This is a genomic window from Nostoc sp. PCC 7524, assembly GCF_000316645.1.
In the GTDB taxonomy this organism is placed as follows: domain Bacteria; phylum Cyanobacteriota; class Cyanobacteriia; order Cyanobacteriales; family Nostocaceae; genus Trichormus.
In genome coordinates, this window is record NC_019684.1 from 2,234,617 (window position 1) to 2,251,352 (window position 16,736).

Consider the following 16,736-nt stretch of genomic DNA (forward strand, 5'->3'; position numbering starts at 1 on the left):
TACTTGCAACGCTAGATTCAATATTTGCTGATCTGAATATCTTGCACCAGATTTTCATCCCGCCAAAAAATAAATTTCTGGGCTGCATTGTGAGATGATTTCACGCTGGAGTTTACATTTTCGGAACACATGAATTACATTGCCGTTGTTACAACCATTGGTAGTCTCGCCGAGGCGCAACGCATAGCTCACGCCTTGGTAGAACAAAAGCTAGCCGCCTGCGCCCAAATCTCTGAGATTGAAAGCTTCTATGTTTGGAATGACGCAATTCAGAACGAGAAGGAGTTTCGCATACTTTTCAAAACCACTGACGCAAACTACCAAGCCGTCGAGGATGCAATCAGAAAACTCCACTCCTATGAACTACCTGCCATTCATGCCTTCGCGCTCAAACACATTTATGCTCCCTATGCAGCATGGATTGAACGTAATTCTTCAGGTAATTAGTGTAGGGGATTAGGGAGATAAATCTTTTTTTGTTTCGCGCAAAGGCGCAAAGACGCAAAGAAGGACGCTATAATCATCACTTTTGCAAGAAGTCTCTTGAATTGACGATAAGGGAGATAAGGGAGACAAGGAAGATTTTTACCCAATCCCCAGTTCCTAAACATTAGTCTCTTGGCATAGTCTATGTCAGCGTTGTGGCGAGGTAAACTGTTGGAATTGACAGATAACGTTAAGCTACGCAAAGTTAAACACACAAGTCCTATGCCGGCATTTTTATTAGAAGTTGGTACAGAAGAACTACCTGCAAATTTTCTCAGCGATGCTATCGAACAGTGGCGATCGCGCATTCCCCAAAGTTTAGCAGATCACAGCCTTAACAGTGAATCTGTAGCAGTTTACGGTACTCCCCGGCGGTTGGCGGTACTGATTACAGGTTTACCATCCCAGCAACCAGACAGAGAAGAAGAAATCAAAGGCCCACCCGCCCAAGCCGCTTTTAAAGATGGGCAACCAACTCCAGCCGCCCTAGGTTTTGCGAAAAAGCAAGGGGTGGACATTGCGGCGTTAGAAGTGCGCCCCACAGACAAAGGGGATTTTGTGTTTGTCCAGAAAAAAACCCCCGGACTTCCTGTGGCAGAAATTCTCACGGAACTTGTACCGCAATGGATTTCTGGGTTAGAAGGTAAACGGTTGATGCGCTGGGGTGATGGGGATATGCGGTTTTCTCGTCCCATTCGCTGGCTAGTGGCATTATTAGATGAGTCTATTTTGCCGATTAAATTAGAAAATGGTTCTAAAATAGTTGTCAGCGATCGCATTTCCTACGGTCATCGTGTCTTACATCCTGAACCAGTCACCATTAATCAAGCCACTGATTACGTTAAAACTCTCCGCTACGCTTATGTAGCTGTAGACTCTCAGGAAAGGACAGCCACCATTCAAGAACAGGTGCAAGCAACTGTAGAAAAATTACATGGTTGCACAGAAATGTACCCCGATTTGTTGAAGGAAGTCACCAACTTAGTAGAATGGCCTTCCCCAGTAGTCGGTAAATTTGAACCTGAGTTCTTAGCTTTACCTACAGAGGTGACTACTACGGTGATGGTTAGTCACCAGCGTTATTTCCCGGTATTTAAGGCAGGCAGTCACAGCGAACTTTTACCATATTTTGTCACTGTTTCTAACGGTGATCCTACTAAATCAGATATTATTGCCGTTGGTAATGAAAGGGTAATCCGAGCCAGATTAGCTGATGGACAGTTTTTCTATAGAACCGATTTATCAAAGGCTCTAGAAGACTATCTTCCCCAATTAGAAACTGTCACCTTCCAAGAAGATTTAGGCTCTTTGCGTGCCAAGGTAGATAGAATCGTCAAGATTGCTGGACAAATTGCTACCCAATTGCAATTAGAGGAAAGCGATCGCCAGCACGTTGAAAGAGCGGCATTATTATGTAAAGCTGACTTAGTAACCCAAATGGTCTTTGAGTTCCCAGAGTTACAGGGGATCATGGGGCAGAAATATGCGATCGCTAGTGGGGAAGCACCAGAAGTAGCCACAGCCATTTTTGAGCATTATCTCCCACGGGGTGCTGATGACATCCTCCCCCAAACCTTAACCAGTCAAGTTGTCGGTTTGGCAGATAGACTCGATACCTTAGTCAGTATCTTTGGTTTGGGGTTAATTCCTAGCGGTTCTTCTGATCCCTTTGCTTTACGACGGGCTGCCAATGCTGTAGTTAATATTACTTGGGCGGCGAATCTGCAAATCAATTTAGCAACATTATTAAATCAATTCGCCTCTGACTTTGCCAACCAGTACACCAAAGACTTAGCACAGTTAACCACAGCTTTACAAGAATTTTTCTTACAACGGATTCGCACCCTGTTGCAAGAAGAAAAGCAGATTGACTACGATTTAGTCAACGCTGTTTTGGGTGAAAATGACCCGGAATATACAGAACGGGCATTACAGGATTTACTGGATGTGCGCGATCGCGCTTTATATCTGCAACAAATCCGCCGTGACGGTACACTAGATAAAATCTACGAAACCGTTAACCGTTCTACTAGACTAGCAGCCCAAGGCGATTTAGATACCAAACAGCTAGATCCTACAACTGTGGTGCGTCCAGAACTATTCCAAAAGTCTTCGGAGTCAGCATTTTACGAAGCTTTAGTCAAATTAAAACCGCAAACCGAAGCTGCACAAGCATCACGGAATTATCAAATGTTAGTAACAGCACTAGCAGAAATTGCGCCAACTGTCAGCAATTTCTTTGATGGGCCTGATAGTGTTTTAGTCATGGATCCAGAACCAGAAATTAAGCGCAATCGCTTGAATTTACTAGGATTATTGCGGAATCATGCCCGTGTGTTAGCTGACTTTGGGGCGATCGTGAAAAATCTGTAGTCTCAAGCAACAAAAAAGGGTGTAATTTTTGCCAATAAGCGATACCATAATGAGTGCTTAACCAGGGAACTCTGCCACAGTCTATGTCCAAAGCTCACGTCATTGGATTAGGAAAGTCCGGTATTGCTGCGGCGAGATTGTTGAAACGAGAAGGTTGGGAGGTAGTGTTGAGCGATCGCAACACCTCCGAAACCCTTCTCGGACAACAACAAGAACTTGCCGAGGAACAAATCACAGTTAAATTGGGGTATTCACTAGAATTAGACGGTGCTGATGTCCCAGATTTAATTGTTGTTAGTCCCGGTGTACCTTGGGATATTCCTTTGTTAGTGAAAGCGCGAGCCTTGGGTATAGAAACAATTGGCGAAATGGAATTGGCTTGGCGGCATTTGCGAACATTACCTTGGGTAGCTATCACTGGTACTAACGGGAAAACAACTACCACTGCCTTAGTCGCTGCGATTTTTCAAGCTGCCGGATTTGATGCCCCCGCCTGTGGTAATATCGGTTATGCTGCCTGTGAAGTGGCTCTAGCCCAGAAACAACCAGACTGGGTAATCGGGGAAGTTAGCAGCTATCAAATCGAATCCTCTGTTTCTTTGGCTCCCCGCATCAGCATTTGGACGACGTTTACACCAGATCATCTTGCTCGTCACCAGACTTTAGAAAACTATTACAACATCAAAGCCAAGCTGTTACGTCAGTCAGAGTTGCAAATTTTTAATGGTGATGATGCTTACCTGCGTAAAGCGGGTATAACTCAATGGCCTGATGCTTACTGGACAAGTGTGAAAGGTGAAGATTTCCTCTTGAGTGAGAAGGGTTTTTACATTCAAGACGGTTGGGTGATGGAAAAATTACCACCCCACTCTCCACCTCAAAGAATTGTAGAAGCTTCTGCTTTGCGGATGGTGGGGGAGCATAATCAGCAAAATCTCCTCATGGCGGTAGCAGCAGCACGTTTGGCAGGAATTTCACCAGCAGCGATTGAGAAGGCGGTGCGGGAGTTTCCCGGAGTTAGCCATCGTTTAGAGCATATCTGTACTTGGGAAGGTATTGATTTTATTAACGATAGCAAAGCCACAAATTATGATGCGGCGGAAGTGGGACTAGCATCTGTTAGTAGTCCCGTGGTGTTAATTGCTGGTGGTGAGGCTAAACCAGGGGATGATACTGGTTGGTTGGCGAGTATTCAAGCTAAGGCGGCGGCTGTTTTACTGATTGGTGCGGCTGCATCGGCATTTGCTCACCGTCTAGAAGAGGTGGGTTACAGCAGTTATGAAGTTGTGGAGACAATGGAGAAGGCTGTATCTAGGGGGGCGGAGTTAGCCAAGCAGCATGATGCTTCTGTGGTGCTACTGTCTCCGGCTTGTGCTAGTTTCGACCAGTATCCTAATTTTGAGGTGAGGGGTGATCATTTTCGGCAGTTGTGTTTGGAGTGGGTGAGGGGGGAGAAGAGTTAAACGCAGAGGGACACGGAGGTTCACGCGGAGGGGCGCAGAGAAAGAGGAGGATGAGTCTTGCTGTCACCTGTCACCTGTCACCTGTCACCTGTCACCTGCTTTAGTTTTGATGTACTTTTTCTAGTAACCACATTGAAGCTACAGCACCGATGAAGTGGGCTGCAATGCCATTGACGTTTGCTACCATGACGAAGACATCTAAGGCGCGGATGATTTTGTTGGGATCTGTGATGGCTACCCCTGGTGGTTGGGATATGGATTTGGCGATGAATACTGCTAGGGTGGCACCAGAACCTAGGAGAGTTAGTAGAATTCCTACTAAACCTACTAGAATACCTAGTCTAATTGCTCTAGTTGTATCTGCTTTGCTAGGATGCAGAGATGGGTTAGGATTATCTAAACTTCTGCCGATGCGGGTATAACGAAAATCCCAATATACGCTGAATAGTAGTGCGATTACACCAGCGATCGCCCAGAATATCCCCAATCCCAAACCTGTATTTGGTTGATCAGCAAAGTCACGCCCAGTAGCAGCAAATAACAAGGCTAATCCAGAAACTACAACCAGGGTTAATTGTACCCAGAAGGTAATCCAACCTGTGAGGCGAATGGTGTTAGCAATTCCATGCAACTTGGGCGAAGTGTGTACCAGCGATCGCGTTTGTGTTTCTGATTCGGCTTGCATATTCTTGTTCATCTAAATTAATCTTAGTCCCCTAACCACCAAGATATGATTAATCCTCAGCCTCTACCCCCACCTACAGACATAACACAAACTCATTCATGGCATGGATTTTACTATTGCCTATTGCCTATTCCCTATTGCCTATTGCCTATTCCCTATTGCCTATTGCCTATTCCCTATTGCCTTCTGCCATAATCTTAGCCATAGGTAGCGATCGCAAGGAATTAGGGGTCATGATTCAGTCTTGGATGGTAATTGGGGGGGTGGCTATTTTAGTAGCTTTGGCTGCTAACATCATGACACCTAGCGATCGCCAGTGGTTTAGACGCTTGCGAAGGCCAAGATGGCTAACTTTTGAGGCAGCAATTCCCTTAATTTGGATTACTATCTTTATCTGCGGTGCTTGGTCAGCTTATATTGTTTGGGAAACTGCCCCAGATACCAATAAAACCTGGTTACTCATGGGTTTATATCTGTTATTGGAAGTTGTGACGATCGCATATACACCTGTGATGTTTCGGCTGCGTAGTCTTCAGGTGGGGACACTTCTTGGTGGTACAGGTTTGACTATTTGTATTATTTTGGCGATCGTCGTCTTAACTGTTTCTGGTTGGGCAACACTATTATTAGTTCCTTATTTACTCTGGAGTCCCATCGGTACATACACCACTTGGCAAATGATTCAGCTCAATCCTCAAGATGCTTAAGGTTCTTCCCTGCGACTGATTTAACCAATATTCTCGATTGTCAAACTGGCAGTGTGAATTGAGAAAATATAAGGTCTAGGGACAAGATATGATTCCGTCTTGGATGGTAATCGGGGCTATGACTTTTTTAGTCGCAATTGGTAGTTTCTTCATCACACCCCGTGATGTGAAATGGTTTGCCCAATTGAGTTGTGATTTGAACGATAATTTAGCCAAACGGTCACGAAATACTTCACTCTGTACTAGGACAACATATAGTTCAAAGCTATAAATGGAGTTCAAAAAACTCGAAACTTAATTACAGCAAGGAACATGGTCAAATAGTTCATTTGTACCGTACCGTGATGAGAGAGAAATAAAAATTCAAATTTCAGGCGATCGCTTTATCACTCAATTTTTGGCGAAACATATTTTTGAACCATATTGTGGACATTTTGAATTATATTTTGACCGAAAGTTTAAAATTTTCGACTAAATTAGTGTGTCTTGATCGGCATTTTTTACCAAGCCTAAAAATAAAACTTTTGGTCGTATTATGGTTCACATTTAAAACACGCGGACATAATTTGATTCATAAAGCTAAGTTATTGATTGGCTCAAAAGCTTGAAATTACGTTAACTTTTGGTCACGTTATTGGTTCTTGGCAACTTTTGGTGATCTTGGTTGGGGGAAGGCAGAGGGCAGAAGGCAGAAGGCAGAAGTTAGAAAGATATAATTGAGATACGTCAAACTTCACTCCATCAAACATTTGAGGGATAAGCCTCAGCTTGGTTATGTCAGTGCTAAGTTATCTATTACCAGATTCAGCAAACCTGAAACTTGAAAATTGCATTCTTGACGAGATAAAAACTCAGATAAAGTTGATTGTTTCTGCTATCAATAGAGTAGTTAATTGTCCAGTTTGTAACCAACCAACTCATAAAATTCATAGTCGCTATGAGCGAAAGTTAGCAGATTTACCCTGGGCTGATTACAGCATTACTTTACAGTTAAGGGTGCGGAAGTTTTTTTGCCTTAATAAATTGTGTAAACGGCGCATTTTTGCAGAAAGGCTGACCAATGTTACCGCACCTTGGGCGAGAAGAACTCTACGTTTAGCTCAAAGACTGAGTGCGATTGGTTTAGCTAATGGTGGTGCAGCAGGGGTAAGACTCTCACAGGACTTGGGGATAAAAGTTTCTCGCAACACGCTATTAAATTTAGTCCGCTCAATTCCACTACCACCCATCGTAACGCCACATACTCTTGGGGTAGACGACTTTTGTTTTCGTAAATGTAAAACTTACGGCACAGCACTAATTGATCTCGAACGCAGACGACCAATTGCTCTACTCAAAGATGCAAAGGCTGAAACTTTGGCAGAATGGTTAAAAGCTCACCCTGGTGTCAAAGTCGTCTCACGAGATCGGTCAAAAACTTATGAAAGTGGTATTCGCCAAGGTGCGCCAGAAGCCATTCAAGTTGCAGACCGCTTTCATCTATTGCAGAACTTATCTCAAACGCTTTATCAAGTCTTTGGTAATCACGCCAAAACACTAAAAGAAGTGGAAAAACAAGTCTTTAATACTGATACTAAAGTGCATTTAGAGGTGGAAACAGCAAACAACCTTTCCATGATTGCTGAGACTAATAAGAGTCCAGTTGTGCCAAGGTTTCCCCAAAACACATCTTTAAAAAGAAAAGTTCAATCCGCCAAAGCACGGGATAGACGCAGAGAAATCCATGAGCAAGTTTGGAGACTGCGGTCTATTGGCTTATCAGGGCTAGCAATCGCTCAAGAGCTGGGAGTTTCTAAAACTACCGTATTCAATTACTTGCGTAGCTCAACTTTTACCGAACGTCGTGAACGTAGCGACCACGGTCTGAGTCTTCTCAACCCTTATCATGATTACCTCCTCAGTCGCTGGAATAGCGGGAACCACAACACCCAAGAACTGTTTGAAGAAATTCGCACCTGCGGCTATACCGGTAGTTATGCCACGGTCGCTCGCTTCACTCGTTATCTCAAGACCTTGCCCGGATTTGAGCCAGCAAAAGGTTCAAGAAAAAACGCTTCCCCCAGGGTTAGCTCTTGCGCCCATCGTCCTCTCACCCCCAGTCGCGTCACAGCTTTAGTCTTGCGACGACCAGAATTAATACAGCCTAATGAGCGTGAAGTCATCGCTCAACTACAAAAAGCCCATTCGGATTTGAAGTCAGCTATTGAACTAGCACAACAGTTTGCATCTCTTGTGCGTCAACGCCTGCCTGAGCAGCTCGATGCTTGGTTAAACAAAGCTAAAAACAGCTTGGTTTCTTTGTTGCGCTCCTTTGCTGTTAGTTTAGAGTCTGACTACGATGCTGTGAAAGCAGGTGTAACTATGTCAGTTAGTAATGGCCCAGTTGAAGGGCATATTAATCGACTGAAAATGTTAAAACGGCAGATGTATGGTCGCGCCAAGATAGACTTACTAGAACGACGATTTCTGTTGGCTATTTGAAAAGAAAATTTTGACAATTTACACTTGATTATATGAGTTATAGAAATCAGTTTATCTGGCAAAGGGCAGTTCAACTTGCTATCAATTGTTATAAATTTACCCGCCTATTTCCTCAGTCAGAATTGTACGGTTTAACTAGTCAAATACGCCGTTCATCCGTATCTGTAGCGTCTAATATAGCTGAAGGCTATGGTAGGCGTTCCAAACCAGAATATATCCAGTTTTTACATATTGCGCTAGGTTCTTTGAGAGAACTTGATACGCAATTAATCATTGCCAAAGAAGTAGATTTAGCTGATAAAGACCTTTTCACTCCCGTATTAAATGAAGTTGAGGAAATGCAAAGTATATTAGTTGCTACTTTAAACAAACTCAAGGGTTGAAATTATTACTTCTACTCTTCCGACTTCTGCCTTCTGCCCTCTGCCCTCTGCCTTCCCCCGGCTAAGATCACCAAAAGTTGCCAAGAACCACGTTATGGTTCAATTTTTGGTCAAGCAAGGGGTAAAATCACATGAGTCGTCCCCGATGGCTGGTGTTTGAGCCATTTATTCCCCTAATTTGGACTGTAATATTTATCTGTGGTGCGGCTTCCGCTACTCTAGTTTGGCAACACAATCCTGGAGGTGTGATTACTTGGTTGCTAATGGGTTTATACCTCCTAGTGGAAATTATCACCGTAGCTTACATCCCATTAATGCTGAGGTTTCACAGTCTCAAAGTTGGAGAATATATTGGCTTAAGTGGTTTCATTGCCGCAGTTTTGTTAGCAATCTTTGTACTACCGATTTCTGGACTAGCAACTGTGTTACTGATTCCTTACCTACTTTGGAGTCCCATCGGTACATACACCACAGACGAGTTAAGACAGATGAATCCTGAAGATGCCTAATCTCATCAAAAGATGAAACAGTTCTGTTACTCAACTCATTACTCATTACTCATCACTCATTACTCATTACTCATTACTCATTACTCATTACTCATGGTGTACCTCACTTACTTCAAAAGTGCTGTACATAAGGCATGATAGCAAAATGCAGTTGTCATTGTGCGGCTACTATACCAGGTAGCCTGTCTACCGCGATGCACCGTGGGGTACAGTGGTTCATCGCGCCAACTGCCATCATAGCGTTGATGCTTTAACAGTATTTGCATCCATTTTGGCTCTAGCAAGGAATGAGCCGCAGGATGGCTAAAACAGGCGAGGATGAAAAAAGCAGCCTCTTGGGGAGTAGGAGAACGTCGTAAAATTTCTGTTTGCAATCTTTGTAACAGAATGGGTATGAGTTGCTGTATTTGAATTTGCAAAGTTTTACTGATAGGTTTGGCTTCCAGTTGCGCGAGGAGTTGCAAGCAGTTCCATAGACAATAGGGTGGTTCGTAGTGGGATAATCCACTTAACCCAGATTGAGCGAGGCGTTGAGATAAATTGCTAACTGAACGCTCTATGATTTCTTCATAAGTAGCCCAATCATAAGCAATCAGCCCTAGTAAAAGATTAATTTCCACAGCTAGGCAACTGCTACCCCAAAATATAGAATTTTGGCCATACTCTACTCCTTGGGTTATCCAAACTGGGATTTCACCAGAAGGAAGGATGTTTTGCTGCAACCAATTTAAAGGACGTTGTAATATAACCCGATGTATTTCTGGTTGCTGTGAATACTGATATAAACGTAAAGACAACCCAATGGTATCAGTATCAGGAGGGATAGCATAACCTTCAAAGTAACAAAAGTGATGCTGTGCCAGTAGTTGAAAAATTTCATCAGCCAGAGAGGATAAGTTGTGTCCGTGAGAGCAGAGAATTTCCGCAATTAATCCCATAGGAAAAGCACGCGCTACTATCTCTGATTTTTGAGGTAATGTCAAACGTTGAATTTCCCAACTTTCCCGAAAAGTCAAATCTGATAGTAGATATTGTTCACCTGTGGCGATCGCTACTTTTAAACTATCAATGTAGGGTAGGAAATAATTGCTGGCACTAGCAGAGGTTTTACCAAGGTTTTTCAGGGAAAATAAATCGCTCAACTCATTGAAGTTAGTTTCTAAGCGATCGCAATACTGCACCCAACTTGGTAACATCAGTTTTTGGGCTAAAACTCTTGCACTAGCTAATTTCTCTAAACATTCCCGACAAATTTTGGCCACTGCACCTGTGAGTACCATTGCACCCAGTAATTTCTCCGGCAATGGTTGAGCTGATAGGGGAATGTTAGCCGCCTGCATCACGCGCACAATGGGATAGGTATAGCAACCCCGCATGATATCCCGCCGAATAGCTAAAATGTCCCGGTGCATCTGGTGAATGTAGTGTAGATAGTCCAGCAGTTGCAGCAAACTGGGGATTTTTGGAGTTTGGTGAATAGCGATCGCCGCCGCAATTACTGGTATCTTAGCTGGAGATAATTGGGCAGCATACTGTTGTAATAATTCTGGTGAAAAATCAACAGGTGCTTGCTGATGTTGCTGGATGACTTTTACTGCCGTCTGATAATCAGCCCATAATAATCGGTAATCAGACCAGAAAGAATTATCCTCAGCTAGAATTTGGCTGAAATGAAATACTGCTTGCTGTTGCAGAGCATCTAGCAGAGGCATATCTGCATTCTCAAACAAACTGGCTGGATCTGAAATCTGTTCTTGGAGATAAACAGCCGCAAAGATGTAGAATGATGCAGGCAATAAATGTTTTTCTAAGCCAACAGAACTCTTTTGAGTAATAGCTGACCAATCTTGCAACAAGCAAATCGGCAATGACAGCCAAGGATAATCACCATCACGGTTGAGGATATCTCGTAAATGACCTGTATCACCATACTGCACAGTCAAGCAGTTTTTTAAAATCATGGCTCGCTGCCCTAGTTTAGGCGGTAAATCTAGTAAAAATTCCTCTACAGTGACCCAAGCTTGCCTATTGGTCGTATATTCTATCATCCACAACATCCTCAGCGCAGCCAATTTGAATCCAAAAGCCAAAATCTCAAATCCAAAATTGTTTGGCTCAAGCAGCTTTATCTTCACCAAAAGCGGCTGCTAATTGCTGTATTGCCTGTAAATCTACACCTTGCAGTGCCTCTACAATTTCTGGTGTTGGCTCTAAACCTGCTTCTTGTAAAGCAGCTTCAGGATTTTCCACTAGCCTTTGAGCAAAACTTTCATCAGACATAACGCGACCAATAATTGCTGACAAATCAAACATGATTTTTTCTCCTGCAAGTGAATAATGATTACTAATACCAATTTCATGTGAAGTTGCACATATCTAGATCCTCCTTAAAAAAGGGGACTTTGATTCTAGTTCCCCCTTTTTTCAAGGGGGGTTAGGGGGGATCGAATAATATGCAGCTTCATAAAGAATTGGTATAAAACTTGAATTACTTAAATATCTACCAATTCACAAAAGTTTTGTAACATATTCAAATATAGAGTTTCAGGAGAAAACACATTTCTGATAATCATGCCATCAATGCGTTTTTCGTAGATATCCTCAATCGCAGATGAATATTTTTGGACATTAGCAGCAGGTATATCTAGAAACTGGAAGAGAGATTTTTCAGGAGTATGTAGTTTAACCATACATAGTGATGATTATTATCATTGCTGTAGTATGTATCTGCTATTTTGTAAGTTTTTATGCGAATTAGATGAGAAAGTTTTATCAAGAAAGGCAATAGCATTTTTCTTGGAGTCCTCTTGAGAGGACTTACGCTATAAGACTCGGAATTAATTCCGAGGCGGGACAATTTACGTCAAAGCGGAAGCTCTTGCAGACTGCGCGTAACACGGAAACGTCAAGGCGGAAGCTCTTGCAGCCTGCGCGTAACACGGAAACGTCAAGGCGGAAGCTCTTGCAGACTGCGCGTAACACGGAAACGTCAAGGCGGAAGCTCTTGCAGACTGCGCGTAACACGGAAATGTCAAGGCGGAAGCTCTTGCAGGGAAGGCGGAAGCTGTTGCGCTGAAATACTTAATTAGTAGTTAGCAGTGGGAGATTTGGGATCTAAGGCTACTAAACGCAGTTCACTGGTGTATCTTTGCTCTGTTGTGTCTGTGAGCCAAATTTGGTCAAAGTTAGGCAACATTTCTGTAAAACAAAGTTCATGCTCAGGGTAAGCCTTGGCAGCTTGACGAGCAATTTTCGCAAGTAAATCACAGTAAATTGGGCTATTAAAATCGATATAGTAAGGTTTAACTTCACCGGGAACTTTCACAAAGACAAAACGCGGTAATTCATAATCTTTAACCATTTGGCAAATAGCTAGAAAGTTGTCACTGTGGTCTTTATGATGAGCAAAAGATAAATTCTGCAATTGTAATCGCCAAGTTTCTCGCACTACTACCAGTTGATCAATTGTGATTCTGGGTGTGTGATTAGCTGGAGGTAAAATTGAGGGGAAAGATATACATAAATTAGACAGATTATGTCCAAAAAATTCTATAATTGGTAAACAAAAGCGTTGATCGCTAGTTTGAATTTGCAACCCTGCGGCTGTCTTCACTACCACTAATTCAGCCATAGTTACAGTTTGAGCATCAGGTACACCAGAGTGTCCAGCTTCATAGGCGAAGCGAATATCTTGAGGCGCAACCAGATCCATAGAAAAACGCTGAGTATTCCAATTTGTGGAAGGTAAGGGGGTTAGTGTTGGTACTGGAATATCTTGTGTTCTGGCTGTGAGTAACTCATTGGGGTGGGGATGGGATGCTACAAATACAGCACGAGAGAGAGTATTGAATAGATGTAATTCTCCCAAAATTAGCTGATAATCACCCTGATTGATGGCAGTCACACTGTCAGCTGCAATCATAATATCTGGTGAGCGATAGCGGGCTAATTCCCAACCAGGATGAGGGGCTGTAAAAGCATGATCTACAGCTGATTTTAACTCTGCGGCGCGGTAGTTAACTTGTCGCTGTTCTGGGGGGACAGATAAGATTTCACTCCAAAATTTTTGTAAGCTAGTGCGAACTGAAGTAATAGCTGGGTTGTGATCATCACGCAGCCAAGGTAAAGCTTGAAGGGAAAAGCTGTAAAAATCTACTTCTGCATTGCCGAATTTTGATTTCAGTTCCTCGTAAATCTCCTCAAATACAGCTTGATAATTATGAGCAATTTGGTGAGTGTACCAGCGTGTACTGGTTAACAGCAAATCCAAAGGTGAGCCTAATTTCTCTAAAAAATCTGTCCCTAAAGTTAATTTGATATCTCGACGACAGTCTTCGTAAACAATTGTCCTGCCGGCGTAGGTTTTACCAGCCGCACGAGTTGGTGCTTGATTAGTAAATTTAGTGAATGTAGCTTCTAGATTGACTAATGCTTGATTGAGTCTTTCAGGATCATCGGCGGCTAGAATAACTTGATCTCTGGCGGTTTCTAGTGCGTCGAGGGTAGCAAGAGCAGATGCTTGTAAATTGCGATCGCCAATTTGAGATAATTTCTCTCGCAACAATTTCTCTGGGTGCTGACTCATTGGCACTTCTAAAGTCCAACGCAAAGCACCTAATTGGCAGAGTTTTTCTATTTGGGTATAAACGGTAGTCTCATCAGCAAACATCTCAGCTGAATTTTGTCTGAGGTGATGAGCAATACTCAAAGCTGTTTGTTGACCATCACATAGTTGTAATATCTGTATTTGTGCTGGCGAAAGTGGTATTAAACTCGGCACAGTCGCAGGGAGCTTACCTTGGCGAACTAAAGCCGCGATCGCAGGTAAATAAAGTTTATCACCTTGCAACTCTACATTAGGTAATCGGCTAGGGGCTAACCAAGGACGCAGACATAAATCCTGGCTGAGAGTTTGGGCTAGAGCATTAATCGCCCAACCTTCTAGATATACTTGTCGATGAGCCAACAGTTCAGAGCCGGGGGTAAACTCGATTGCTGTTTCTGTTGTAGTCAATCTGCCCCAACCTACAGGGCCAAAAAAACCAATTGATTCATTTTTGGCACAGTAACGTTGTAAATATCTAGCTAAAGTGAGGATATTTTGCCATACAGAACTCTTGAGGGTAGAAACTGGTTTTTCTAACAGAGATTGGATGTGGCGAGCAAAAACCGGATTCTGCCACAGTAATGCTGTCTGTAACTGAGGTTCAGCAAAGATAGTTTGTAATTGCCGATAATTCTGCTCCCAAGCATTTGATAAAGCTGCATTGAGTCTGGTTTGGGTATTCACCATTTCTAACCAGGCTGATTGCAAATGATTAACAGCATGGTGATCGAAATCTGGTATTTGGTTCTGTCGTAAATGCTGGAGAACTTTGCCCAGTCGTCGCTGCTCCACTCGATCCAGTTTTGCATACTCATCTGCTAAAGAGCGTATTGCCATCAATCGGGCTTGAGCTACTTTTTGCTGTAATTGCAACAGTTCTTCTGCTAATGCGTTACAGGTACTAATTTCTAGAGATAACAACCAATCAGTCGGAAATCCTGCTCCTCGGAGACAAACTGATCGCCACAAAGTCCAATCGCTACCGGATAATGCAATTTGATGCGGCAAAATTGTTAGTTGTTCTGGTAAATTACATATCTGAAGCATTGCAGCCAAAACTCTCCCTTTAGGAATTCAAAATTCAAAAAATAAGTAAAATCTTCTGCCTTCTGCCTCCTTTAAGCAGATTGCAAAATACTTGACAAATTGAGATGTTGTTGAGCAAAATCTTCTATATCAAAGCTTTCTGAGTTTTTTAAGTCTAAATACATCCAGTTAACTTGATAGTAAATATATTGCAGTTGGTTAGCTGCATACTGAGCGTTAATTTGATTAATGCCTGCTGTTCTTTTTTCAAGTCGAGCGATGATTTCATCACTCATTTCAAAACCACGAAGGAATAACTCTGTTGGCTCAAGGTTGAACAACTGGGGATGCAGTTGTAGTTGCTGCCAAAGGCGATCGCTGATTTGTTTGTGAATTCGCAACCCCTGCCAAAAATTCCGATAGGTATTGATGGCATCTTGTTGATTAAATTTTGTTGACAGATGGGCAATGACTTGTGCTAACAAACTCAGTAATTGCTGTTGTTCAGCCTGTGAACGATAGTGTCTGAGGGCAATTGTTCCTAGTTGATTGGCTAGTTGTTCTTCATGCCAGAGATGATGACTAAATAAACCGTAGTCATGGCGCAAAGCGTGAGCTAGTTCGTGAGCGATTGTATGAGGTAGTAATAGGCGAATTAAGTTGTAATGTTCCTCGTTGCTTTGGAAACCATAAAGCGATCGCGCTAGAATCTGTTGCAGTTTGGTGACTGAAGAAACGTGATCCGGTAAGGACAGATAAATTTGCTTTTCCTGTAAATCGTAGTAGGATAAAAACCCTGTTGTTGGGTGTAACCGAGTGGCGGTATTAATTCTAATACCGTGTGCAGCGCATTCCTGCTTTAATTCATCAAAATACTGTTGTGCTAAATCAAATAGATGTGATGTTTGGGGTGTAACTTTTGTCAAAGTAGTCATGATTTTTACCCCAGAACATTGATTAACTTGTTCATACCTGTGAATCCTGCGATTACTTCGTTCCGTTTACGCAGAAACATTTGCTCACGCTGGATGAGATACTGGCTTAAATCAGGACTATTTAAGGCGATCGCTTGTTGTTGCAGTTCTGCCATCCAACTTTGGAGTAAATCGCAAGCCCAATTAAAGCCATAGCGCATCATCCACATAGTTAGCGATTCCTGGGGTAGTTTCTGACGTGCTGCTTCACACAAGACATAGGTTTGGCTGTGATGGGTGGAATCCTTAATCCAATCGAAGAGATCATTAGTCATTTGATGCCAGCATCCCAGCAAATCCACAAAATTTGACCAAGGTTGAATTAGTTCGGGTTGCTGATGGTAGTAACAAACTGCGGCAATCGGAATCTTGGCAGCGCAGACTTTTTGGGCAGCGATTTCCTGAAATCGAGTCAAATCAATGTCTGTTTGGTAAGCATCTTCCATTGCTGATTCACCAGAACGCCACCAAACCTGATGAAATAAATGCCAAAAGGGGTGATCTGAGGGGAAATAATTGTAATAGCTGTGTTGAAATTGGCTGTGAAAGAAATTCAAAGTTGGTAGCAGTGTTAGTGATGCGTCTGTATCCCCATCCATTAAGTTATCAATCAGCCGGATGTAATAATAACCGTTAGCTGTGGAGTAAGCGATCGCCCTTTGCAAAGTTGCATCAGGAGAGGGTTGCAGCGTTTTCTCCACCCACCAAGGTAGCAGAAACATGGGAAAGGCGATCGGATGCAAGAAATAGTCTTCCATTCGAGACGTTCCCGACAGTTGCTGCATCCATTCGGCCGAGTGTTGTGCCATAAAAGGAACTGAATTATCCATATTTTGATAGATGCAACTAACTGCTTCGGCAACAATTAGTCTCAATTGGGAATCATAAGAATTAGACATATATCTTGCCAAACTGGATGAATAGAAAACTTTCTTGAGAACGCTAATCTTTATTCATTCCATTTCGGCTGTTTTATGCAATGGCATATTACTTTTTGTGCAATGTCTGTAAAAAGCCGCCAATATTGGACAGTTTCCCAGAGC

General features: G+C 42.7%; 14 protein-coding genes and 1 pseudogene. 8 read left to right on the top strand and 7 right to left on the bottom strand.

What is annotated here, in order from left to right; translation table 11 throughout:
• Nucleotides 1–129 precede the first annotated feature (129 nt).
• The 3 genes from cutA to murD all read left to right on the top strand — a co-directional run bounded on the left by cutA (nt 130) and on the right by murD (nt 4,322).
• On the top strand, nt 130–447 hold the full coding sequence (cutA, locus tag NOS7524_RS08805) for a divalent-cation tolerance protein CutA (protein ID WP_015138136.1): 318 nt from the start codon (nt 130–132) through the stop codon (nt 445–447).
• A 261-nt stretch (nt 448–708) separates the two neighbouring features.
• The gene (gene glyS, locus NOS7524_RS08810) at nt 709–2,859 is read left to right on the top strand and encodes a glycine--tRNA ligase subunit beta (protein ID WP_041555638.1); all 2,151 of its coding nucleotides are present in this window, start codon (nt 709–711) and stop codon (nt 2,857–2,859) included.
• An 83-nt stretch (nt 2,860–2,942) separates the two neighbouring features.
• The gene (gene murD / locus NOS7524_RS08815; RefSeq protein WP_015138138.1) at nt 2,943–4,322 is read left to right on the top strand and encodes a UDP-N-acetylmuramoyl-L-alanine--D-glutamate ligase; all 1,380 of its coding nucleotides are present in this window, start codon (nt 2,943–2,945) and stop codon (nt 4,320–4,322) included.
• 100 nt (nt 4,323–4,422) lie between these two features.
• Here the strand turns inward: murD and NOS7524_RS08820 are convergent, their stop codons facing one another.
• Nucleotides 4,423–5,007, bottom strand: coding sequence for a DUF3611 family protein (locus NOS7524_RS08820; protein WP_015138139.1), 585 nt, complete (start codon nt 5,005–5,007; stop codon nt 4,423–4,425).
• Between the two features lie 233 nt (nt 5,008–5,240).
• Here NOS7524_RS08820 and NOS7524_RS08825 point away from each other — a divergent pair, with 233 nt between their 5' ends.
• From NOS7524_RS08825 to NOS7524_RS08840, 5 genes and pseudogenes are all read left to right on the top strand, one after another.
• A complete protein-coding gene (locus tag NOS7524_RS08825; protein ID WP_083882590.1) occupies nt 5,241–5,714 on the top strand; it encodes a TspO/MBR family protein in 474 nt (157 codons plus the stop codon).
• Between the two features lie 88 nt (nt 5,715–5,802).
• Nucleotides 5,803–5,904: pseudogene (locus NOS7524_RS30575) on the top strand (TspO protein); the annotation flags it as partial.
• A gap of 584 nt (nt 5,905–6,488) precedes the next feature.
• Nucleotides 6,489–8,195 (top strand): ISL3 family transposase, encoded by a 1,707-nt coding sequence (locus tag NOS7524_RS08830; protein ID WP_015137799.1) that lies wholly within the window; start codon nt 6,489–6,491, stop codon nt 8,193–8,195.
• Nucleotides 8,196–8,227: 32 nt separating this feature from the next.
• Nucleotides 8,228–8,578 carry a four helix bundle protein gene (locus tag NOS7524_RS08835; protein ID WP_015137800.1) on the top strand — a complete coding sequence of 117 codons (351 nt, stop codon included), beginning with the start codon at nt 8,228–8,230 and terminating at the stop codon, nt 8,576–8,578.
• Nucleotides 8,579–8,709: 131 nt separating this feature from the next.
• Nucleotides 8,710–9,087, top strand: coding sequence for a TspO/MBR family protein (locus tag NOS7524_RS08840; protein WP_041555243.1), 378 nt, complete (start codon nt 8,710–8,712; stop codon nt 9,085–9,087).
• Between the two features lie 107 nt (nt 9,088–9,194).
• Here NOS7524_RS08840 and NOS7524_RS08845 read toward each other — a convergent pair whose 3' ends face one another.
• The 6 genes from NOS7524_RS08845 to NOS7524_RS08870 form a co-directional block, all read right to left on the bottom strand.
• Nucleotides 9,195–11,177, bottom strand: coding sequence for a hypothetical protein (locus NOS7524_RS08845; protein ID WP_144050853.1), 1,983 nt, complete (start codon nt 11,175–11,177; stop codon nt 9,195–9,197).
• Between the two features lie 25 nt (nt 11,178–11,202).
• Nucleotides 11,203–11,400: a Franean1_4349 family RiPP gene (locus NOS7524_RS08850; protein WP_015138142.1), complete on the bottom strand. Its 198-nt coding sequence runs from the start codon at nt 11,398–11,400 to the stop codon at nt 11,203–11,205.
• Nucleotides 11,401–11,579: 179 nt separating this feature from the next.
• Complete coding sequence (locus tag NOS7524_RS08855) at nt 11,580–11,777, bottom strand: 2OG-Fe(II)-dependent halogenase WelO5 family protein (protein WP_015138143.1); 198 nt, start codon at nt 11,775–11,777, stop codon at nt 11,580–11,582.
• A gap of 395 nt (nt 11,778–12,172) precedes the next feature.
• Entirely contained in the window at nt 12,173–14,740 is a 2,568-nt protein-coding gene (locus NOS7524_RS08860) for a lantibiotic dehydratase (protein ID WP_015138144.1), read from the bottom strand.
• A 71-nt stretch (nt 14,741–14,811) separates the two neighbouring features.
• The gene (locus tag NOS7524_RS08865) at nt 14,812–15,654 is read right to left on the bottom strand and encodes a hypothetical protein (protein ID WP_015138145.1); all 843 of its coding nucleotides are present in this window, start codon (nt 15,652–15,654) and stop codon (nt 14,812–14,814) included.
• A gap of 5 nt (nt 15,655–15,659) precedes the next feature.
• On the bottom strand, nt 15,660–16,592 hold the full coding sequence (locus NOS7524_RS08870) for a class 1 isoprenoid biosynthesis enzyme (RefSeq protein ID WP_015138146.1): 933 nt from the start codon (nt 16,590–16,592) through the stop codon (nt 15,660–15,662).
• Nucleotides 16,593–16,736 lie beyond the last annotated feature (144 nt).

What these genes read in the sequence shown, in the direction of transcription:
- NOS7524_RS08820 (WP_015138139.1), bottom strand. Translation starts at nt 5,007, where the DNA reads ATGCAAGCCGAATCAGAAACACAAACGCGATCGCTGGTACACACTTCG.
- NOS7524_RS08870 (WP_015138146.1), bottom strand. Translation starts at nt 16,592, where the DNA reads ATGTCTAATTCTTATGATTCCCAATTGAGACTAATTGTTGCCGAAGCA.
- NOS7524_RS08825 (WP_083882590.1), top strand. Translation starts at nt 5,241, where the DNA reads ATGATTCAGTCTTGGATGGTAATTGGGGGGGTGGCTATTTTAGTAGCT.
- NOS7524_RS08835 (WP_015137800.1), top strand. Translation starts at nt 8,228, where the DNA reads ATGAGTTATAGAAATCAGTTTATCTGGCAAAGGGCAGTTCAACTTGCT.
- NOS7524_RS08860 (WP_015138144.1), bottom strand. Translation starts at nt 14,740, where the DNA reads ATGCTTCAGATATGTAATTTACCAGAACAACTAACAATTTTGCCGCAT.
- cutA (WP_015138136.1), top strand. Translation starts at nt 130, where the DNA reads ATGAATTACATTGCCGTTGTTACAACCATTGGTAGTCTCGCCGAGGCG.
- murD (WP_015138138.1), top strand. Translation starts at nt 2,943, where the DNA reads ATGTCCAAAGCTCACGTCATTGGATTAGGAAAGTCCGGTATTGCTGCG.
- glyS (WP_041555638.1), top strand. Translation starts at nt 709, where the DNA reads ATGCCGGCATTTTTATTAGAAGTTGGTACAGAAGAACTACCTGCAAAT.
- NOS7524_RS08850 (WP_015138142.1), bottom strand. Translation starts at nt 11,400, where the DNA reads ATGTTTGATTTGTCAGCAATTATTGGTCGCGTTATGTCTGATGAAAGT.
- NOS7524_RS08855 (WP_015138143.1), bottom strand. Translation starts at nt 11,777, where the DNA reads ATGGTTAAACTACATACTCCTGAAAAATCTCTCTTCCAGTTTCTAGAT.
- NOS7524_RS08865 (WP_015138145.1), bottom strand. Translation starts at nt 15,654, where the DNA reads ATGACTACTTTGACAAAAGTTACACCCCAAACATCACATCTATTTGAT.
- NOS7524_RS08830 (WP_015137799.1), top strand. Translation starts at nt 6,489, where the DNA reads ATGTCAGTGCTAAGTTATCTATTACCAGATTCAGCAAACCTGAAACTT.
- NOS7524_RS08840 (WP_041555243.1), top strand. Translation starts at nt 8,710, where the DNA reads ATGAGTCGTCCCCGATGGCTGGTGTTTGAGCCATTTATTCCCCTAATT.